14 protein-coding genes are annotated in these 20,284 nt (G+C 65.3%); 9 read left to right on the top strand and 5 right to left on the bottom strand.

What is annotated here, in order from left to right; translation table 11 throughout:
- Positions 1–25: 25 nt before the first annotated feature.
- Complete coding sequence (locus DQG17_RS06900; RefSeq protein WP_116132630.1) at positions 26–1,357, top strand: sigma-54 dependent transcriptional regulator; 1,332 nt, start codon at positions 26–28, stop codon at positions 1,355–1,357.
- Between the two features lie 417 nt (positions 1,358–1,774).
- Positions 1,775–4,750, top strand: coding sequence for a ribonuclease E/G (locus tag DQG17_RS06895; RefSeq protein WP_116131978.1), 2,976 nt, complete (start codon positions 1,775–1,777; stop codon positions 4,748–4,750).
- A gap of 60 nt (positions 4,751–4,810) precedes the next feature.
- Here the strand turns inward: DQG17_RS06895 and DQG17_RS06890 are convergent, their stop codons facing one another.
- The gene (locus DQG17_RS06890) at positions 4,811–5,044 is read right to left on the bottom strand and encodes a sulfurtransferase TusA family protein (protein ID WP_116131977.1); all 234 of its coding nucleotides are present in this window, start codon (positions 5,042–5,044) and stop codon (positions 4,811–4,813) included.
- Positions 5,045–5,159: 115 nt separating this feature from the next.
- Between DQG17_RS06890 and DQG17_RS06885 the strand changes: the two genes are divergently transcribed.
- Positions 5,160–5,915, top strand: a complete 756-nt coding sequence (locus DQG17_RS06885; protein ID WP_116131976.1) for a cytochrome c biogenesis CcdA family protein — start codon at positions 5,160–5,162, stop codon at positions 5,913–5,915.
- A gap of 173 nt (positions 5,916–6,088) precedes the next feature.
- Positions 6,089–6,727 carry a hypothetical protein gene (locus tag DQG17_RS06880; protein ID WP_116131975.1) on the top strand — a complete coding sequence of 213 codons (639 nt, stop codon included), beginning with the start codon at positions 6,089–6,091 and terminating at the stop codon, positions 6,725–6,727.
- Positions 6,728–6,807: 80 nt separating this feature from the next.
- Here the strand turns inward: DQG17_RS06880 and acnA are convergent, their stop codons facing one another.
- Positions 6,808–9,558 carry an aconitate hydratase AcnA gene (gene acnA / locus DQG17_RS06875; protein WP_116131974.1) on the bottom strand — a complete coding sequence of 917 codons (2,751 nt, stop codon included), beginning with the start codon at positions 9,556–9,558 and terminating at the stop codon, positions 6,808–6,810.
- A 271-nt stretch (positions 9,559–9,829) separates the two neighbouring features.
- On the opposite strand from acnA, the gene DQG17_RS06870 reads away from it, so the two are divergent.
- A complete protein-coding gene (locus DQG17_RS06870) occupies positions 9,830–10,552 on the top strand; it encodes a thioredoxin family protein (protein WP_232829348.1) in 723 nt (240 codons plus the stop codon).
- A gap of 16 nt (positions 10,553–10,568) precedes the next feature.
- Here DQG17_RS06870 and DQG17_RS06865 read toward each other — a convergent pair whose 3' ends face one another.
- The 3 genes from DQG17_RS06865 to mnmA form a co-directional block, all read right to left on the bottom strand.
- Positions 10,569–11,528 (bottom strand): lysophospholipid acyltransferase family protein, encoded by a 960-nt coding sequence (locus DQG17_RS06865; protein ID WP_116131972.1) that lies wholly within the window; start codon positions 11,526–11,528, stop codon positions 10,569–10,571.
- Between the two features lie 123 nt (positions 11,529–11,651).
- Positions 11,652–12,761 carry a flagellar motor switch protein FliG gene (locus DQG17_RS06860; protein ID WP_232829347.1) on the bottom strand — a complete coding sequence of 370 codons (1,110 nt, stop codon included), beginning with the start codon at positions 12,759–12,761 and terminating at the stop codon, positions 11,652–11,654.
- A 70-nt stretch (positions 12,762–12,831) separates the two neighbouring features.
- Positions 12,832–13,974: a tRNA 2-thiouridine(34) synthase MnmA gene (gene mnmA / locus DQG17_RS06855; RefSeq protein ID WP_116131971.1), complete on the bottom strand. Its 1,143-nt coding sequence runs from the start codon at positions 13,972–13,974 to the stop codon at positions 12,832–12,834.
- 329 nt (positions 13,975–14,303) lie between these two features.
- On the opposite strand from mnmA, the gene DQG17_RS06850 reads away from it, so the two are divergent.
- The 4 genes from DQG17_RS06850 (at position 14,304) to recG (ending at position 20,252) form a co-directional block, all read left to right on the top strand.
- Positions 14,304–14,588 (top strand): DUF1153 domain-containing protein, encoded by a 285-nt coding sequence (locus DQG17_RS06850; protein ID WP_116131970.1) that lies wholly within the window; start codon positions 14,304–14,306, stop codon positions 14,586–14,588.
- A gap of 130 nt (positions 14,589–14,718) precedes the next feature.
- Positions 14,719–15,432, top strand: coding sequence for a response regulator transcription factor CtrA (ctrA, locus tag DQG17_RS06845; RefSeq protein WP_116131969.1), 714 nt, complete (start codon positions 14,719–14,721; stop codon positions 15,430–15,432).
- A 274-nt stretch (positions 15,433–15,706) separates the two neighbouring features.
- On the top strand, positions 15,707–18,151 hold the full coding sequence (gene ligA / locus DQG17_RS06840) for an NAD-dependent DNA ligase LigA (RefSeq protein WP_232829346.1): 2,445 nt from the start codon (positions 15,707–15,709) through the stop codon (positions 18,149–18,151).
- Positions 18,152–18,161: 10 nt separating this feature from the next.
- Positions 18,162–20,252 carry an ATP-dependent DNA helicase RecG gene (recG, locus tag DQG17_RS06835; protein ID WP_116131968.1) on the top strand — a complete coding sequence of 697 codons (2,091 nt, stop codon included), beginning with the start codon at positions 18,162–18,164 and terminating at the stop codon, positions 20,250–20,252.
- Positions 20,253–20,284 lie beyond the last annotated feature (32 nt).

Raw genomic sequence — 20,284 nt, 5'->3', positions numbered from 1 at the left:
TCCAGAGGCACCGGGAGGTGGCATGATGGCAAAGGCAATGAAGATTGCGATTGTCGACGACGAGCAGGATATGCGTCAGTCGATCAGCCAATGGCTGGCACTGAGCGGATTCGATACCGAAAGCTTCGCGACCGCCGAAGAGGCAATGAAGCGGATCGGGGCGGATTACCCCGGCGTGGTGATCTCGGACGTGCGGATGCCCGGAATGGACGGGCTGACCTTCCTCAAGCGGCTGATGAGCCAGGACAGCGCCCTGCCGGTGATCATCATCACCGGCCATGGCGATGTGCCGATGGCGGTCGAGGCGATGCGGGTCGGTGCCTTCGACTTTCTCGAAAAGCCGTTCAATCCCGATCAGATGACCGAACTGGCCAAGCGGGCGACCCAGCGCCGGCGGCTGGCGCTCGACGCGCGCGCGTTGCGCCGCGACCTGTCGGGTGGCACCCAGATCATGGGCAAGCTGATCGGCGCCAGCCCGGCGATGGAGCGGCTGCGCGAGGATATCCTCGATCTCGGCCAGGCCGACGGCCATGTGCTGATCGACGGCGAGACCGGCACCGGCAAGACGCTGGCCGCGCACGCGCTGCATGCGGTCGGTGCGCGGGCCTCGAAACCGTTCGTTCTGGTCCATTGCGCGGCCTATCCCGACGACGAGATGGGCGTGAAGCTGTTCGAGGGCAATCCCGATGGCGGTGTGCTTCCGCTGGTCGAACAGGCTCGCGGCGGCACGCTGTGCCTTGAGGACATCGAGGCGCTGAGCCCTTCGGTGCAGGCCCGGATCCTGACCTTCATCAACGACCAGGGTTCCCCGGCCGAGACCCGCATCGTCGCGGTCTCGAACCTGCAGGAGCAGGGCAAGACCTGCGAGGATGCGCTGCGCCCGGACCTGTTTTATCGACTGGCGGCAATGCGCATCACGCTGCCGCCGCTGCGCCAGCGCGGCGAAGATATTCTTCAGCTTTTCAACCGCTTCGCCGGCGACTTTGCCGAGGAATACGGCTGCGATGCGCCCGAGGTCGGTGCCCAGGAGGCGGCCCAGCTGCTGCAGGCGCCGTGGCCGGGAAACGTGCGCCAGCTGATCAATGTGGCCGAACGTGCCGTGCTGCAAAGCCGCCGCGGCTCGGGCACCATCGCCTCGCTGCTGATGGCCGAAAGCGAGACCGTCGATCCGGTGATGACGACCGAGGGAAAGCCGCTGAAGGAATATGTCGAAGCCTTCGAGCGGATGCTGATCGACAACACGATGCGCCGCCACAAGGGCTCGATTTCGGCGGTCATGGACGAGCTTTGCCTGCCGCGCCGGACGCTGAACGAGAAGATGGCGAAATACGGGCTGCAGCGGTCGGACTACCTGTAACCGCTGTCGCAAGGAATCGGGTAAACACTTTTCCGATTGTATTTCCCCGAGCGCACCCGCTAAAGTCGGTTTCACGGCTTGACAAGGGCAAGGATGCCCCCGGCCGAGGAAATTTCCTGGAACTTGCGGTGTATGCCCCTTGGCGCACGCAAGGTCCAGAGCGTCCGGTTGTAATGAACAAAGCGCCCGTGGCCAGGCCCGGGCTATGTGATGAATTGGTGCGCCCCGCTCGACCGTGGCGTCATCGGAGACAAGAACCGCGATGGAACGCGTGAGGGAACACAACGGATCGGACAGCGCGCGGAAACGCGCCGTTGCGCCCGATTGCATGCCTCCCGCCATCGCCATAACCCTTCACCCCGGCTTTCTGTTCTGCGCTGAACGGACGCAGGACCCGCCCGGGTGCGAAAGATCTGAATGGCAAAGAAAATGCTCATCGATGCCACCCACGCGGAGGAAACCCGCGTCGTGGTGGTGGACGGCAACAGAGTTGACGAATTCGATTTTGAATCGGTCAACAAGCGACAACTCGCAGGCAACATCTATCTGGCAAAAGTAACGCGGGTCGAACCCTCGCTGCAGGCGGCATTCGTCGACTACGGCGGCAACCGCCACGGATTCCTCGCGTTTTCCGAGATCCACCCGGATTATTACCAGATCCCGGTCGCCGACCGCGAGGCGCTGCTGGCCGAAGAACGCGCAGCCGTGCTGGCCGAGGACGACGACGAGACCGAGGAGGGCCAGAAACCGCGCTCCCGCGGGCGCCGCAGTTCTCGCAGCCGCAAACGCTCGTCCTCGGGCGAGGGCGGCAATGACAAGATTGCTGGAATGGACGTCGTCGATCTGGACGAGAACGGCGGAGCGGCAGAAGCGAACACCCCTGTCGATGTGATCGAGGACAGTCTCGGTGGGCGCCCCGAACGGGCGGCGAAAGCAGCCCCGGCAGAGGCCGCTGCGGACCCCGTCGACGACGCGGCAACCGAAGAGGCCGCATCGCCCGAGGCAGTGGCAGACGCGGTCGAGACAGCTCCGGCCGAGGCAGTGACGGTCGAGCCGGTTGCAGAGACCGCAGAGCCTGCGACGCCCGAACAGGCGTCCGAAGTGCCCGATGTTGCCCCAGAGACGGCTGCCGAACCCGATGAAACCGCGAATGACGGCGAGCCCGAAACCGGACACCGTGGCGGGACCATGGCGGCACGGCTCGAGGATGATCCGGCCGATGTCGTGACCTCGGATATCGACGCTGGCGAAACGCCGGACTCGGCCGGGGCCGAGGATGATGCGGCCGAAGACGACGAGTTCCCGCAGGACAATGGCAGTTCGGACGAGTCCGACGATGGCGAGGACGATCATCCGGACCAGCAGATCGAGACCGTCGCTGAAGACGACGTTCAGGAAGAGATCGAGCGCCCGCGCAAGCCTCGGATGCGGCGTTACAAGATCCAGGAAGTCGTCAAGGTTCGCCAGATCATGCTGGTGCAGGTGGTCAAGGAAGAACGCGGCAACAAGGGCGCTGCGCTGACGACCTATCTGTCGCTTGCCGGCCGTTATTGCGTGCTGATGCCGAACACCGCGCGTGGCGGCGGCATCTCGCGCAAGATCACCAACGCGACCGACCGCAAGAAGCTCAAGGAAATTGCCGGCGAGATGGACGTGCCGGAAGGTGCCGGCCTGATCATCCGCACCGCCGGGTCCAACCGCACCAAGGCCGAGATCAAGCGCGACTATGAATATCTCAAGCGGATGTGGGAACAGATCCGCGAACTGACGCTGAAGTCGATTGCGCCTGCGCCGATCTATGAGGAAGGCAACCTGATCAAGCGTTCGATCCGCGACCTCTACAGCCGCGATATCGATGAAGTGCTGGTCGAGGGCGAAGAAGGCTATCGCGTGGCCAAGGACTTCATGAAGATGATCATGCCGTCCCACGCCAAGAACGTGAAACACTACACCGAAGCGCTGCCGCTGTTCGCGCGCTTCCAGATCGAAAGCTACCTTGCCGGGATGTTCAACCCGGTCGTGCAGCTTCGGTCCGGCGGCTATATCGTGATCGGCGTCACCGAGGCGCTGGTCGCGATCGACGTCAACTCCGGTCGGGCGACCAAGAAGGGGTCGATCGAGGAAACCGCGCTCGAAACCAACCTGGAAGCGGCCGAGGAAATCGCCCGCCAGTTGCGTCTGCGCGACCTTGCCGGTCTGATCGTGATCGACTTCATCGACATGGAAGAACGGCGCAACAATGCCTCGGTCGAGAAGCGGTTCAAGGAGCGGCTGAAAACCGACCGTGCGCGCATTCAGGTCGGCCGGATTTCGGGCTTCGGTCTGCTCGAGATGAGCCGCCAGCGGCTGCGGCCGGGGATGCTGGAAGCGACAACCCAGCCCTGTTCGCATTGCCACGGCACCGGCCTGTTGCGGTCGGACGACAGCATCGGCCTGCAGATCATTCGCCAGCTGGAGGAAGAGGGTGGCCGCAAGCGGTCGCGCGAGGTTGTGGTGCGGGCCCCGGTCAGCATCGTCAACTTCCTGATGAACCAGAAACGCGAGCATATCGCCCAGATCGAGACCGAGTTCGGCCTGGCTGTGCGGGTCGAGGCCGATGCGCTGATGATCCCGCCTGACTTCACGCTCGAAAAGCTCAAGACAGCGACCCGCGTCGTGCCCGAGCCGACCACGACGGTGATTTCGGTCGACTCGTCGGATCTGCCGGATCTCGAGGAAGACGAGGACGAAGACGAAATCGAAGCCGTGGTCGAGGCTGCGGCGGAACCCGTGGCCGAGGTTCGCGAGCCCGCGGCGGACGAGACGACGAACGACGACCAGTCGCCGAAAAAGCGGCGGCGTCGGCGGCGCCGGCGGCGGGGTGGCAGTGCCAACGGCGACGGTAACGGGACCGACGCGGCCGGCAACGAGACCTGGTCGGAGGATGGCGAGTCGAGCGACAGTGGCGACAGCGACGACGACTCCGCTGCGGAAACCGAGGTCGCGGCCGAGCCCGAGTCCGATACTGCGCCGGTTGCGGAACCGGTCGAGGCGGTCGCAGAGGCCCCAGTCGAGGCAGCCGTCCCGGTTGTCGAGGCGCAGGCCGAATGGACCGAACCCGACGCAGCCGTGCCGGTCGCCGAATGGTCCACGCCCGACGTGGCTGAAGTGGCAATAGCCGCAAGTGAATGGTCCTCGGAGGCGGTGCCCGAAGAGGCCGAGATACCGGTGTCCGCGCCGGTCGAGGTCGAAACCGCCAACGCGGAGGCTGTCGAGATCACCCCCGAGGCCGCCCCCGCGCCGGCCGAGGGCACCGATTCGATGCAGACCGCCGACGCCGAGGAGCCTGTCGCGGCAGACACGAGCTTTACCGAACAGCCGAAGCCGAAGCGGCGCGGCTGGTGGTCGGCCTGAAGCCAGGGCGCGAAAGCAAGCTAAGGATCGGGCGGCCCCCAGGGGGCCGCCCGATCCATTTCAACCGCCCTTGCGAATGACAAAGCTCATGCCGGTCCCGGTGTCCTGCTGCGTCAGCAGGGCGTGCCCGGCCTCTGCACAGAAATGCGGCATGTCGATCAACGCGGCGGGATCGTCGGTCAGAACCCGCAGAAAGGCGCCGGCGGACAGCCGCGATAACGCCTTGCGGGCCTTGAGTACCGGCAGCGGGCAAAGCAGCCCGCGGGCATCAACGAGGGTCTCGATCTGGTCCATGAAAATGATCTAGATCGGCCGGCGCCGTCGGTCCATGGCGATCCACGGCAATGTGACGCTCGGTCCCGTGACCAGCGCGGCATTAGCGGCTATGCCGCAGGAGAAGGAGAGCAAAATGGCAGGACCAGAGATCATCGACGCAGCCTTGCTGCCGGCAATGGCGATCGCGCTTGTGGCCGGGCTGGTCAGCTTTCTCAGCCCCTGCGTGCTGCCGATCGTGCCGCCCTATCTGGCCTACATGAGCGGGATTTCCATGGCGGAGATGACCGACGACAAGGCGGCCGGGCGCCGCCGTGTGGTGTTGGCGGCGCTGTTCTTCGTGATGGGGTTGTCGACGGTCTTCCTGTTCCTCGGCTTCACCGCCTCGGCCTTCGGTGCGTTCTTCCTTGGCAACCAGCAGGTGTTCAACCTGCTTGCCGGGCTGCTCGTGATGGTCTTCGGTCTGCATTTTCTGGGCATCCTGCGCATTCCCTTCCTCAACCGCGAGGCCCGGCTCGATGCCGGGGATCGCGGCGGCTCGGCCTTTGGTGCCTATGTGCTGGGACTTGCCTTTGCCTTCGGCTGGACGCCCTGCATCGGCCCGCAGCTTGGCGCAATCCTCAGCCTTGCCGCCTCCGAGGCGGACGTCAGGCGCGGCACCTTGCTGCTGGCGGTCTATGCCTTGGGGCTTGGCATTCCGTTCCTTCTGGTTGCGGCGTTCTTCCCGCGCCTTACCGGGGTCATGGCCTGGATGAAGCGCCACATGGACCTGATCGAGCGGGTTATGGGGCTGCTTTTGTGGACCATCGGGCTGATGATGCTGACCGGCGGCTTTTCCCAATTCTCGTTCTGGCTGCTCGAGACGTTCCCGGGGCTTGCGACCCTCGGGTGAGGCGCTCGGGCGATATTAACCCTAACTCTTCGTTTTGTCTGTTAACCATCTGATGATAAAACGGAAATTAACGCTGATAGCGCCTGCGGCATTGGCCCGGGTCTGACATGATATCTCCATCAAAGTTCGGATCGCCGGTGGTGGCATCCGGGTAACGAGTTGGAGATATCGCGATGTATCGCACCCTATTTGCCGCGCTGACGCTGGCGCTGGCGCTGGCTGGCACCGCCGTATCGGCCATGCATATTGATTCCGAGGATGACGGCTCCAAGGCCCGGCACGAGGACGGTGCCGGGTACGCCCTGACCGACCCCGGTTTCCTGTCCGACACGGACGGATCGAAGGGAAAGGACAAGGGCGGCAAGGACGTCTCGGATAACCGCCCCGAGACTGACGGCGACCGGGGCGAGGCCCGGAAATCGGCCGAGACACGCGGCCACTTCGAAGCCGGCCATGGCGGTGGTCGCGACATGTCGGAGTTCCACTTCGGCCTGACCGATGGCGACCGGCACGAGTTCCACGACAACCGCCTGGATGATCGCGGTCGCCGTCTGGTCATTTCCGTCCTTGGGGACAGGGATCGCGACAGGGCCCGCAACCGGGACCGTCCCTTGATGTTCACCGACATGAAGGGGCCGCTGAAGGGCTGCGAGATCGACGAACCCTCGCGGCCATATCACGGCGGCAATGGTCCGCGCGATCCGCACGATCCGCTGAACACGGCACCCGTGCCGCTGCCGGCGGCCGGGCTGCTGCTGGCCGGGGCCATCGGTGGGGTGGCCGCGTTCAGCGCCCGTCGCCGCCGGCGCTGAGCCCGCAACGCTCCGCAACGCAAAACGCCCCGGCCATCTCTGGCCGGGGCGTTCCGTGTTTCAAGCTCGGCGATTGCGGCCTATGAGGCCCGCGCGAGGTTGCGCAGCACGTAATGCAGCACGCCGCCGTTTTCGATGTATTCGATCTCGACCGCGGTATCGATCCGGCACTTCAACGTGATCTCCTTCACCGTCCCGTCGGGCGAGGTGATGGTGCAGGGCACTTCCTGCAGCGGCTTGATCGTGTCGAGACCCGAGATCGACACCGTCTCGGCGCCGGTCAGGCCCAGCGACTTGCGCGTGTCGCCGCCGGTGAACTCGAACGGAATGACGCCCATGCCGACCAGGTTCGAGCGGTGGATACGTTCATAGCTTTCCGCGATCACCGCCTTGACGCCCAGAAGGGCCGTGCCCTTGGCCGCCCAGTCGCGGCTCGACCCGGCACCGTACTGCTCGCCCGCAAAGATCACCAGCGGCGTGCCGGCTTCCTGATAGGCCATCGAGGCGTCATAGATCGAGGTCTGTTCGCCGTCAGGACCCTTGGTATAGCCACCCTCGACGCCGTCCAGCATCTCGTTCTTGATGCGGATGTTGGCGAAGGTGCCGCGCATCATCACCTCGTGGTTGCCACGACGCGACCCGTAGGAGTTGAACTCGCGCACCGGCACCTGCCGTTCGACCAGGTATTTGCCGGCCGGGGTAGTATCCTTGAACGAGCCTGCGGGCGAGATGTGGTCGGTGGTGATCATGTCGCCGAGCATCGCAAGGATCTTGGCGTCCTTGAGGTTCTCGATCTTCTTCGTATCCATCGTGATCCCGCGGAAATAGGGCGGGTTCTGGATATAGGTCGAGGAGGTCGGCCAGTCATAGGTCTTGCTGTCCGTGATCTCGACCCCCTGCCATTTCTCGTCGCCCTTGAAGACGTCGGCATATTTGGACAGGAAGGCCTGCCGCGTGACGACCTTTTCGACCAGTTCGGCGATTTCGAGGTTGGTCGGCCAGATGTCCTTCAGGTACACGTCCTGACCATCCTTGCCCTTGCCAAGCGGCTCGGTCGTCAGGTCGATGTTCATGTCGCCCGCCAGCGCATAGGCCACAACCAGCGGCGGCGACGCGAGGTAGTTGGCGCGGACATCGGGGCTGATCCGGCCCTCGAAGTTGCGGTTGCCCGACAGCACCGCGGTCGCGATCAGGTCGTTGTCGCTGATCGCCTTCGAGATTTCGGGCTGCAGCGGCCCCGAGTTGCCGATACAGGTGGTGCAGCCATAGCCAACGAGGTTGAAGCCCACGGCATCGAGGTCTTCCTGCAGGTTGGCGGCCTCGAGGTATTCGGTCACCACCTGGGAGCCGGGGGCAAGCGAGGTCTTGACCCAGGGCTTGCGGGTCAGGCCGAGCGCGCGCGCCTTGCGCGCCACCAGACCGGCACCGATCAGAACATAGGGGTTCGAGGTGTTGGTGCAGGAGGTGATCGAGGCGATCACCACCGAGCCGTCGCGGATCTCGTAATCCTCGCCCTCGACCTTGGCGGTCCTGTGGACATCGACCTGCTTGGTCGCGACCGGGCCTTCGTCCGCCATGTCCTTGGCGCCGTTCGAGATGTCGAGGCCGCGATAATCGGCCACGACCTTGGTGAAGGCGTCGGCAGAGGCGGTCAGCGCCAGATAATCCTGCGGCCGCTTCGGCCCCGAAATCGCCGGAACGATCGTGTTCATGTCGAGTTCGAGCGTGTCGGTATAGACCGGATCGTAATCCGCGGTCCGCCACATGCCGTTTTCCTTGGCATAGGCCTCGACCAGCGCGATGCGCTCCTCGTCACGGCCGGTCTGACGCAGATAGCGCAGCGTTTCGTCGTCGATCGGGAAGAAGCCGCAGGTGGCGCCGTATTCCGGGGCCATGTTGGCGATGGTGGCGCGCTGCGCCAGCGGCAGCTTGTCGAGGCCGGGGCCGTAGAATTCGACGAACTTGCCCACGACGCCCTTCTTGCGCAGCATCTCGACCACTTTCAGCACCAGATCGGTGCCGGTCGTGCCCTCGACCATCTCGCCGGTCAGCTTGAAGCCGACGACCTCGGGGATCAGCATCGAGATCGGCTGGCCCAGCATCGCGGCCTCGGCCTCGATCCCGCCAACGCCCCAGCCCAGCACGGCCGCGCCGTTGACCATGGTGGTGTGGCTGTCGGTGCCGACGAGCGTGTCGGGATAGGCGACCTCGTTGCCCGCCTGATCCTTGTCGGTCCAGACCGTCTGCGCGAGGTATTCGAGGTTGACCTGGTGGCAGATCCCGGTTCCCGGCGGCACGACGCGGAAGTTGTTGAACGCTTTCTGACCCCATTTGAGGAAGACGTAGCGCTCCATGTTGCGCTCGTATTCCCGGTCGACGTTCATCTGGAAGGCGCGCGGGTTGCCGAATTCGTCGATCATCACCGAGTGGTCGATCACGAGGTCGACCGGGTTCAGCGGGTTGATCTTGTCGGGGTCGCCGCCAAGCGCCACGATGCCATCGCGCATCGCCGCCAGATCGACAACCGCGGGAACGCCGGTGAAATCCTGCATCAGCACGCGGGCCGGGCGATAGGCGATTTCGCGGGGGTTCTTGCCGCCGAGCGTCGCCCATTCGGCGAAGGCCTTGATGTCCTCGACCGAAACGGTGAAGCCGTCATCCTCGAAACGCAGCATGTTTTCCAGCACGACCTTCAGGGCCACCGGCAGCCTGGAAAAGTCGCCAAGGCCCGCGGCCTGAGCGGCGGGAATGGAATAATAGGAATAGGTCTTTCCGCCAACGGTAAGATCCTTGCGGGTCTTGGCTGTATCCGTTCCAACAGTAATCGTCATGAGATGGCCTCCCTTTCATGTTCAGGGCTTCGCTGCCAACGCTTTGCCCGAGGTCGCAGGCGCAATCAAGGGAAGATCGGCGGGTGCGGCAATTTTGGTATACCATGGCACACCGTCTGTGGCGGCGCCGGGCTGTCCGGGCAGGGCGCAGCCCGCAAACGGACGATGCGTCGCGGTCAGGGCACGACGCAAAAGTGAAACAGGCTCTCGCAAATCCTTGATTGGTCTGGACCGGTCAGGGGCGCTATGACGTAGGCGGATAGGGGAACTCATGCTGCCGATGAAGTCGTACTTTTTAATGCCGGTATTGGTCTGGCTTGCCGCGGTTGCAGGGGTTCGAAGCGCCCTTGCCGGGGAAAGCGGGAACCTGGTGGTGGTGGAGCTTTTCACCTCGCAGGGATGCTCGTCCTGTCCGCCTGCCGACGCGCTGCTGCATCGACTTGCGGAGCGCGACGATGTACTGCCGCTGGCCCTGCATGTCGATTATTGGGACTACATCGGCTGGGAAGACGCCTTTGCCCGGCCCGAGCATACCATTCGGCAAAAGGCCTATGCGCGCCTGGCCGGAAGTCGCACGATCTATACCCCGCAGATGGTGATCGGAGGTATCGCGCAGATCGTTGGCGCGAGGCCGATGGAGGTTGCCGACGAACTGACCGAACAGCGCGGCTGGGTGCCGGGGGCGGATCTCGACGTCGATCTCGACGACGATGCGCTGACCATTTCGGCAAGTGGCGTGACCGATGTCGTCGGTCCGGTTCTGGTTCAGCTGGTACGCTTTCAGCCCGAGGAGATTGTCGAGATCCATCAGGGCGAGAATGCCGGCAAGACCATTACCTATTCCAATGTGGTGACGGACTGGAAGGTTCTGACCCAGTGGGACGGGGACGCTCCGCTCAATCTCGAAGTGCCGATAAAGGGTGGTGACGCGACGGCCGTGATCCTTCAGGACGAGTCTGACGGGCGGATCCTGGCGGCGGAGCGGGTCGAGTAAGGCCGCGGACTCCGGTCTAGGATCGCTTCTGGCGCGTCGGCATTTCGGCCGGGTGCAGATCGGGCGCGGCACCGCGGCCCTTGTTCCATTTGCGTTTCCAGCGGCGATGAACCCAGAACCACTGCCCGGGATGGGCCAGAACCCTGCTTTCGAGCGCCGTGTTATAGGCGCGGGTCATGGTTTCGGCGTCGGTCGGCGGGATCTCGGCGTCGATCTCGACGGTAAATCCCAGACCGTCGGGCAGGCGGGTGGCAAAGACCGGGATCAACGCGGCACCGAACTTCAGCGCCATCTGCGCCGCCGACAGACTGGTCATCGCGGGTTTTCCAAGAAACGGGATCTCGACCCCGCGGCCGATATAAACGTCGTTCAGCAGCATTGCGGTGCCGCCCCCGCGCAGGAAGCCGAGGAACCCCTTGGTCCCGGCAGGGCCGGTGGGAAACACCGGACCGCCGCCCGGAACGTCGAGCGTGGCGACGTAGTGCGGGTTGAAGAACGGGTTCGACATCGGCCGATAGATTCCGCCAACGTGGAAGCCGCGCGCATTCAGGGAGGCGCGCGCGGCCTCGTAGTTCCCGAAATGCCCAGACAACAGCAGTGCCGGCCGTCCCTCCCGGCGTGCGCGCTCCAGCGTCTCGAGCCCGGCGCCGACCGGCTCCACAGACGCCATGCGCCGGGCCAGATCGGCCGAGGAGTAATTCTCGATCAGAACACGCCCGGTGCTGTCCGCCGAGGCCTCGGCAATGGCCCGACGCTCTGCCCGTGGCATCGCGGGAAAGATATAGTCGAGGTTCTCTTCCATCCGCTGGTACTGCCCGGCAAGCGGCACAATGACCCGACGCGCCAGCGCTCCGAACAGCGGAACGCGGCGCTCATAGGGCAGGCGGCGCGCAGCCCAGATCACCGCGCGCAAGGCGCGGTCCTGCGCCCAGTCGCGCCATGTGCCCTCGGGCTCGTCGCTGTCTGTCTGGTCCATGGTGGTCTCCGCCGCCAGCAATAGGCGGGCCAACCACGATGCACAAGCCGCCCGGGCGAGTTACGCGGAGGTGGTATGCAGGAGCCGCGGCATGGGCTGCCGCGAGGCGGTGGCCGGAGCGGCTCAGCCCGCTTCCGGGTCTTCGGCGGTCAGTACGAGTTCGCCCGCGTCCACCAGGCGCCGGATCTCGGCAACGATCGCGGTGGTGGCGTCCTCGCCCTCGGCGTCCGAGATCCTGTCGCGCTCGTCGATCTCTTCGCGCAGCGTATCCGCCATCCGCTTGGAGATGTTGAGAAGGATGTGATCACGCGCGGGTTCAAGCGCCGGGTTGCGCCCGGCGTGGGCGAGGGCCGTCACCAGCACCGCCTGATCGATCCCGCGGATGATCCGCGGCACATCGCGCGGCAGGATCCGGATCGGAATGTGTTCGAAGGTGAATATCGTGCGCCGGACCTCGGCCGCGAATTCGGCATCGGTCTCGTCCAGTCCTGCCAGCACCTCGTCGCGGGTTGTCGAGCGGCTGAAGTTCAGGATCGCGCCAACACGTTCCACGGGTGCCGTGTCGAAGGCCAGGATCGGTTCGGCATCGAGTTGTGCGGCCAGCGACAGCCCGACCCGGCGCACGGTTTCGGGGCTGACCCGGCCGGTGCGCGAGATGGCATAGGAAAGCTGGCGCGCCCGGTTGCCCGGCAACCGTTCCAGCAACTGGGCCGATTGCGAGACCGAGAGCTTCGACAGCATCACCGCCCCGACCTCGGTGCTTTCCTCCTCCAGCACCTGCAACAGGCGTTCGGTCGGAAGCCCCGCAATCCGCAGCCATGGATCGCCGCGGGCCGCCACGCCTGCCTCGCGCCGAAGCCGCGCTGCGGTAGAGGCGTTGATGTGACCGTCGAGCAGCCCCAGCGCGCCTTCGATGTCGCCGGGAAATGTCAGACCGATGTCCTCCATTTCGTCAACGAATTCGGCAACCACGGCCAGAAGCGTGCCACGGTCGACGATGCGCATGTCGCCGATGGTGTTGGTCAGCGCCTCCTGTGCCGCCTCGGGCAACTCGCCCAAAGGCAGCGCGTCACCCTCTTTCAGCAGAAGCTGGACGATCACGGCCGCTTTCTGGCGGCGCGACAGCAGCTTTGGCGGACGGCCCGGGGCCGCCGGCGCAACGGTCGCGGGGCGCGGCGGTTCGGTGCGGGTCGGGGGCAGGGCAGAGGAGGCGTGGGTGAGGCTGGTCGACACGTGCGGGCTCCGGCAGTCATCGGACAGAGCCTAGGTCGATCGGTCTTAAGGGGGGGTAAAGCCCCGGCGTTCAGCCGCGCCAGATCCAGCCGCCGCCCAGCACCCGGGTGGTGTCGGCCTCGTAGAGCACGCAGGCCTGGCCCGGCGAGACACCTTCCTCGGCGCTCAGAAGTTCCACCGTTGCCGTATCGGGTCCGGTCGGTCGCAGGATCGCTTCGCGCGGCGGACGGGTCGAGCGGATCCGGGTCAGGACCTGCCATTCCGCGCGGCTGTCGAGCGGCGCATCGCCCAGCCAGTTGATCTCGCGCACCGGCACGATCCGGGTCGAGAGCGCGTCTTTCGGACCGACGACAACGCGGCGGGCGTCGGGATCGAGCCGGACCACATACAGCGGATCGGCAAGCCCGCCGATGCCAAGCCCGCGACGCTGGCCGATGGTATAGTGGATGACCCCCTCGTGAAGCCCGAGCACGTTGCCCGCCAGATCGACGATCTCTCCGGGCTCGCCCGCGCCGGGGCGCAGCTTTTCGATCACCGAGGCATAGTTGCCGTTCGGCACGAAGCAGATGTCCTGGCTGTCGGGCTTGTCGGCGACTGCAAGTCCGTGTTTCGCGGCCAGCGCCCGGGTTTCGTCCTTGCTGGTCAGGTGGCCGAGCGGGAACCGCAGGAAGGCGAGCTGTTCGCGCGTGGTCGAGAACAGGAAATAGGACTGGTCGCGGCGGGGGTCGCCCGCCATGTGCAGCTCTGGCCCGGTGGGGCCATCCTTGCGCTGGATATAATGTCCGGTCGCCATGCAATCGGCATCGAGGTCCCTTGCGGTCTCCAGCAGGTCCTTGAACTTCACCCTCTCGTTGCAGCGGATGCAGGGCACGGGCGTGGCGCCGGCCAGATAGCTGTCGGCGAACTCCTCGATCACCGCGTCGCGGAAGATGTTCTCGTAGTCGAGCACATAGTGCGGGAAACCGAAGCTTTCGGCGACCCGCCTGGCGTCGTGAATGTCGATGCCGGCGCAGCAGGCGCCCTTCTTGGCAAGCGCCGCGCCGTGGTCGTAAAGCTGCAGCGTCACCCCCACGACGTCATAGCCCTGCGATGCCAGTTCGGCGGCAACGACCGAGGAATCGACCCCGCCCGACATCGCGACGACCACGCGGGTTTCGGCCGGCGGCTTGGCAAAGCCGAGCGAGTTCAGGGTCAGATCGGTGTCGAGCGCCATGGCTGGCTCCGTTTTCTTCATGCGCAGGGCAGGGCGTTTGCGACCGAGGGCATCCCTGCGGCAGTATGGCTCAGATGGACCCGCTCGCCGATCTCGTCAAGGCCCGGAGGCCTTGGACGCCCCTCAAGGTGAACCGCGGCAAGCACCGAGCGGCACAACTTTGCTCGACTTGTCGGTTTCCTCTGGCGCGCGATTAACCTGTTCTGAACCGGACCGGCCGAGGCTGGCGGAAAGCGGCGGCAAGAGCACGCGCTCGGGACGGCCAAGAACGGCCGGGTCCCTGGAGCCACCGCAATCTCCCCAGAACGCGCTAGCGAAACAGGTGTCCGATGTATATCAGGAAAATCAATGGCCCGCGGGCCGTTACTCTCACCGATGGAACAACCATGACCCGGGCCGATCTCCCCCCGGTTGAGACTAGTCGTTGGGTTGCCAGCCGGAAGGCGGCGGTCGTGAAGGCGGTTTCCGGAGGTCTCATCACTCGAGACGAGGCGAAGGGCCGCTATCACCTCAGCGATGAGGAATTTGACAGCTGGATGAGCGCGATTGCGCATCATGGCGAGGCAGCGTTAAAAACGACGTGCCTTCAGCGGTTCCGCTCTCCCCAAAAATAGCGAGGTTAATAAATCTTCCAAGTATGCAACTTTCAGTTGAGGTCATTGATGTGCGGAAGCGGTAATCGGGGGTTAACCGATTCGGGCCAAGTTCTCATTGGACCATGAGGGATAGTAGGAGAATAGTAACATGCGCGTCCTGCTCGTCGAAGACGATCCGACCACTTCGAAAAGCATCGAAATGATGCTGACGCACGCCAATCTTAACGTTTATTGCACCGATCTTGGCGAGGAGGCCATCGACCTTGCCAAGCTCTACGACTACGACCTGATTCTTCTCGATCTCGGTCTGCCCGACATGACCGGACACGAGGTGCTGCGCCAGCTGCGTCTGGCCCGCGTCGAGACCCCGATCCTGATTCTCTCGGGGGCCGATGACACAGACAACAAGATCAAGGGTTTCGGCTTTGGTGCCGACGACTATCTGACAAAGCCGTTCCACCGCGAGGAACTGGTCGCTCGCATCCATGCGATCATCCGCCGTTCCAAGGGTCACGCCCAGTCGGTCATCCGCACTGGCAAGGTCTCCGTCAATCTCGACGCCAAGACCGTTGCCGTGGACGATCGCGGCGTGCATCTGACCGGCAAGGAATATCAGATGTTCGAGCTGCTGAGCCTTCGCAAGGGGACGACCCTGACCAAGGAGATGTTCCTCAACCATCTCTATGGCGGCATGGACGAGCCCGAGCTGAAGATCATCGACGTCTTCATCTGCAAGCTGCGCAAGAAGCTCAGCCAGGCGACCGGCGGCGAGAACTATATCGAAACCGTCTGGGGCCGCGGCTATGTGCTGCGCGATCCCGAGCCGGATCAAATGGATCAACGGGTCGCCATGGGCGCCTGACAAGTTACCACTCGCGGCACTACGGTCGGCCGGACATGGTCCGGTCGACCGAGGGCGGGTGTTCGTACGGCTTTTCCCTCAAGTCGGCGAGATATCGGGGCATGCGCATGGAAACATGGGCATGCCCCTTTTTCGTTCCGGCCGACAAGACAGCGACGACCTGTGGCGGCACTGGCCACGACCTGCGGCGGGATTGGCCGCGGCATCGCGCCGGCACTGGACCGGCCCGGCGTCGCCGCCTATCACGTGAAGGCACAGGCGAGCGGAGGGGCCGATGGCCGGGGAATTTCCAGCGGATTTGCCAGTCGAGGCGATGAACGAGGATCAGGCGCGGGCAGAGCTGGAACAGCTCGCCAGACGGCTGACCGAGGCAGGCCGCGCCTATTTCCAGCAAGACACGCCGGTGATGAGCGACGCGGAGTTCGATGCGCTGAAGCGTCGGAACGCTGCGATCGAGGCCCGCTTCCCGCAGCTTGTCCGGGACGACAGCCCTTCGACCCAGGTCGGGGCGGCACCGGCCGAGGGCTTTGCAAAGGTGACCCATGCGCAGCGCATGATGTCGCTTGGCAATGCCTTCGCAGACGAAGACGTGGTCGAGTTCGACCGTTCAGTGAAAAAGTACCTCGGCCTGCCCGAGGACAGAGCGCTTTCCTATACCGCCGAGCCAAAGATCGACGGGCTGTCGCTGTCGCTGCGCTATGTTGACGGCGCGCTGGTGCAGGCGGCAACACGGGGCGACGGCGAAGTGGGCGAGAACGTCACTGCCAACGCCCGCACCATCGACGACATCCCCGAGCGGATCGCGGGCGCGCCCGCGCTGCTCGAGGTGCGCGGCGAGGTCTATATGAGCCACGCCGATTTCGCGGCGCTGAACGACCGGCAGTCCGGGGCCGGTGGCAAGCCTTTTGCCAATCCGCGCAACGCGGCCGCCGGATCGCTGCGCCAGCTTGATCCCGCGATCACCCGTGCCCGGCCGCTGAAGTTCTTCGCCTATGCCTGGGGTGCGCTGTCCGACCCGCTGGCCGAGACCCAGATGGCAGCCATCGCCCGGTTGAAGGCGCTGGGGTTTTCCACCAATCCGCTGACCGAGCTTTGCCACGGCCCCGACGATCTGCTGGCCCACTATCGCCAGATCGAGGCACAGCGGGCGACGCTCGGCTATGACATCGACGGGGTGGTCTACAAGGTTGACAACCTTGCGCTGCAGCAGCGGCTGGGGTTTCGCTCGACCACGCCCCGCTGGGCGATTGCCCACAAGTTCCCGGCCGAACGCGCCTGGACCCGGCTTGAGGCGATCGACATTCAGGTCGGCCGCACCGGCGCGCTGAGCCCGGTGGCGCGGCTGACGCCGGTGACCGTGGGCGGGGTCGTTGTCTCGAACGCGACGCTGCACAACGAGGATTACATCGCCGGGCGCTCGGCCGGCGGCGATGTGGTCCGCCCCGATGACCATGGCGAGCCAAAGGACATCCGTGTCGGCGACTGGGTCGAGGTCTATCGCGCCGGCGACGTCATCCCGAAGGTCGCCGATGTCGACATGTCGCGACGCCCCGAGGCGACCGAAGCCTATCGGTTTCCCGAAACCTGTCCCGAATGCGGATCCGAGGCGATCCGTGAGGAGGGGGATGCCATCCGCCGCTGCACGGGCGGGTTGATCTGCCCCGCGCAGGCGGTTGAAAAAATGAAGCATTTCGTGTCCCGCGCGGCCTTCGACATCGAAGGTCTGGGGGCGAAGCAGGTGGAGCTGTTCTATTTCCTGCACTGGATCGAAGAACCCGCCGACATCTTCACGCTGCCGGCACGGGACCGCGAAGGCAGCAAGCTGAAGGACGGGCTGGCGAGCTTTCTGCAAAGCCAGCTGGGGCGACCGGAGCGGGCGGCGGAGACGCGGGCGAAATATGCCGAACTCCTGCGCTCGGTCGAGATCCCGGTGGACGAGACGGATGACAGGGCGCTGGAAGGCGCAATCCGCTTTCTGTCGGAAAAGCCGCTGGGGCGCATCAAGGGCTGGGGCGAGAAGAGCGCGGGCAAGCTTTTCGAGGCGATCGAGGAGCGGCGGCGCATCCCGCTCGGCCGGGTGCTGTTCGCGCTTGGCATCCGCCATGTGGGCGAGGTCGCATCGCAGGACCTGGCCCGGCATTTCGGCACCTGGGAGGCGCTGATCGAGGCGATTGACGCAGCCCGCATGGCCGAACGGCGCCACCAGCAGGCGGAGGCGGCCATTGTCGCCGAACGCCGCGCCGCGGCCGAGACGGGCCGACGGGCGGATATCGCCGGCACGCGCAAGGCGGTCTGGGAACAGGAACCCGCGGTCCCGGATCAGGCCCGCAGCGCCTGGGAAGATCTGGTGGGCATCGACGGCATCGGCGCCATTGCCGCCGCCTCGCTGGTGGCTGCCTTCGGGCAGGCGCATGAGCGGGCCTCGATCGACCGGCTGGCGCGGCATCTTCAGATCGAGGCGGCAACCCGGCCCGACACCGGCGACAGCCCGATTGCCGGCAAGACCATCGTCTTCACCGGCTCGCTGGAAAAAATGACCCGGGCCGAGGCCAAGGCCCGGGCCGAGGCGCTGGGGGCCAAGGTCTCGGGCTCGGTGTCGAGCAAGACCGATCTGGTGGTGGCAGGTCCGGGCGCCGGCTCGAAGGGCAAGAAGGCCGCCGAGTTGGGGATCGAAACTCTGGACGAGGACGGTTGGCTGGCGCTGATCGAACGGCTGTGACGGGGCCGGCATGAGCGGGCGGCCGCCAATCCTGTTTCCGCTGTTCGCGGGGCTCGAATCGCTCGAGGGCGTCGGGCCGAAGACCGCCGAGTTGCTGGCCCAGGCCGGCATCGAACGGCCGCGAGATCTGTTGTTCACGCTGCCCCATGCGGGCGTCGACCGCCGCCGCGTCGATACGATCCGGGGTCTGGAACTGCCCGCGACGGCGACGGTCGAGGTCACCGTCGGGCGCCACACCAAGGCGCTGCGCAAGGGTGGCCCCTATCGTGTCGAGGTCGAGGATGCGGCAACCAGCTTCCAACTCGTCTTCTTCCATGCCCGCGACGATTTCCTGATGCGGCAACTGCCGACCGGGCAACGCCGCCTGGTCTCGGGCAAGCTCGAATTGTTCGATGGCGTGGCGCAGATGGTCCATCCCGACCACATCCTGCGTCCCGACGAGGCGTCAGAGATCCCGGCCTACGAGCCGGTCTACCCTCTGACCGCCGGGGTGACACAGAAGGTCATGGCAAAGGCGGCGCGATCGACACTGGCCCGGGCGCCGGAGCTGAGCGATTGGATCGACCCCGACCTGAAACTGCGCGAGGGCTGGCCCGACTGGCACGCCGCGGTTCTGGCCGCCCATGCGCCCGAAACCGCCCGCGATCTGTCGCCCGACAACCCGGCCCGCCGCAGGCTCGCTTATGACGAGCTTTTCGCCCACCAACTGACGCTGGCGCTTGCCCGCAGTGTCGAGCGACGCGGCAAGGGCCGCGCCTCGGTCGCGACCGGCGCCCTGCAGTCGAAGGTGCTGGCGGCCTTGCCCTATCGTCCGACCGCGGCACAGGAACGCGCGATTGCCGAGATTGCCGAAGACATGGGCGGGCCGAAGCGCATGGCGCGGCTGCTGCAGGGCGATGTCGGGTCGGGCAAGACGCTGGTTGCGGTGCAGGCGCTGCTGGTTGCGGTCGAGGCCGGCGGGCAGGGGGTGATGATGGCTCCGACCGAGATCCTCGCCCGCCAGCATCTGGCCTCGATCCGCCCGCTTGCCGAAAGCGCGGGCGTGGTGGTCGAGATCCTGACCGGCCGCGACAAGGGCAGCGAGCGGGCGGCGAAGCTCGCGGCGCTGGCGGCGGGGGACATCCATATCCTCGTCGGCACCCATGCGGTGTTCCAGAAGGATGTGGCCTTCCACGACCTCCGGCTGGCCGTGATCGACGAACAGCACCGGTTCGGTGTGGCACAAAGGATGGAACTGGGCGCCAAGGGGCATGCGGTCGACGTGCTGGTGATGACGGCGACGCCGATCCCGCGCAGTCTGGCGCTGGCGCAATATGGTGACATGGATCTGTCGATGCTGGACGAGAAGCCGCCAGGGCGGATGCCGGTCAAGACCGCGCTCGTCTCGGTGGCCCGGACCGAGGAGGTGATTGCGCGCCTGCGCAAGGCGGTCGCGGAGGGTCGGCAGGCCTATTGGGTCTGCCCGCTGGTCGAAGAGAGCGAAGCGGTCGACATGACCGCCGCCGAGGAACGGTTCCGCCTGCTGCGCGCGGCGCTTGGCGAGGGGACGGTCGGGCTGGTGCATGGCCAGATGCCCGCCGCCGAGAAGGATGCCGCGATGGCGCGGTTCGTGGCCGGCGAAACCGCGGTTCTGGTCGCGACGACGGTGATCGAGGTTGGCGTGAACGTGCCCAATGCCTCGATCATGGTGATCGAACAGGCCGAGAGCTTTGGCCTCGCGCAACTGCACCAGCTGCGCGGCCGGGTCGGGCGGGGGGACGCGGCCTCGACCTGCCTGTTGATGTACCGCCCGCCGCTGACCGAGCTGGCACGGCAGCGGCTGGAGATTCTGCGCGAGACAGAGGACGGATTCCGCATCGCCGAGGAAGATCTGGCGATGCGCGGGGCGGGCGACCTGATCGGCACCGCGCAGTCTGGCCTGCCCCGATTCCGCATCGCCGATCTGGAGCGTCAGGCCGGACTTATGCAGGTTTCTCAACAGGATGCGCGGCGGCTTCTGGCCGTCGATCCAGCACTCGAGAGCGCCCGCGGGCAGGCGGCACGGGTACTTTTGTGGCTGATGGAGCAGGATCGGGCCATCCGGTTGATCTCAATTGGTTAATCACCCGTTAAGGTTGTCTCGTTAACTATTAG

Source organism: Tropicimonas sp. IMCC34043, assembly GCF_003390845.1.
In the GTDB taxonomy this organism is placed as follows: domain Bacteria; phylum Pseudomonadota; class Alphaproteobacteria; order Rhodobacterales; family Rhodobacteraceae; genus Tropicimonas.
This window is presented reverse-complemented; position numbering and strand designations above follow the sequence as displayed.

Coding starts and splice junctions, on each gene's coding strand:
- DQG17_RS06900 (WP_116132630.1), top strand. CDS start 26: ATGGCAAAGGCAATGAAGATTGCGATTGTCGACGACGAGCAGGATATG.
- DQG17_RS06895 (WP_116131978.1), top strand. CDS start 1,775: ATGGCAAAGAAAATGCTCATCGATGCCACCCACGCGGAGGAAACCCGC.
- DQG17_RS06890 (WP_116131977.1), bottom strand. CDS start 5,044: ATGGACCAGATCGAGACCCTCGTTGATGCCCGCGGGCTGCTTTGCCCG.
- DQG17_RS06885 (WP_116131976.1), top strand. CDS start 5,160: ATGGCAGGACCAGAGATCATCGACGCAGCCTTGCTGCCGGCAATGGCG.
- DQG17_RS06880 (WP_116131975.1), top strand. CDS start 6,089: ATGTATCGCACCCTATTTGCCGCGCTGACGCTGGCGCTGGCGCTGGCT.
- acnA (WP_116131974.1), bottom strand. CDS start 9,558: ATGACGATTACTGTTGGAACGGATACAGCCAAGACCCGCAAGGATCTT.
- DQG17_RS06870 (WP_232829348.1), top strand. CDS start 9,830: ATGCTGCCGATGAAGTCGTACTTTTTAATGCCGGTATTGGTCTGGCTT.
- DQG17_RS06865 (WP_116131972.1), bottom strand. CDS start 11,528: ATGGACCAGACAGACAGCGACGAGCCCGAGGGCACATGGCGCGACTGG.
- mnmA (WP_116131971.1), bottom strand. CDS start 13,974: ATGGCGCTCGACACCGATCTGACCCTGAACTCGCTCGGCTTTGCCAAG.
- DQG17_RS06850 (WP_116131970.1), top strand. CDS start 14,304: ATGTATATCAGGAAAATCAATGGCCCGCGGGCCGTTACTCTCACCGAT.
- ctrA (WP_116131969.1), top strand. CDS start 14,719: ATGCGCGTCCTGCTCGTCGAAGACGATCCGACCACTTCGAAAAGCATC.
- ligA (WP_232829346.1), top strand. CDS start 15,707: ATGGCCGGGGAATTTCCAGCGGATTTGCCAGTCGAGGCGATGAACGAG.
- recG (WP_116131968.1), top strand. CDS start 18,162: ATGAGCGGGCGGCCGCCAATCCTGTTTCCGCTGTTCGCGGGGCTCGAA.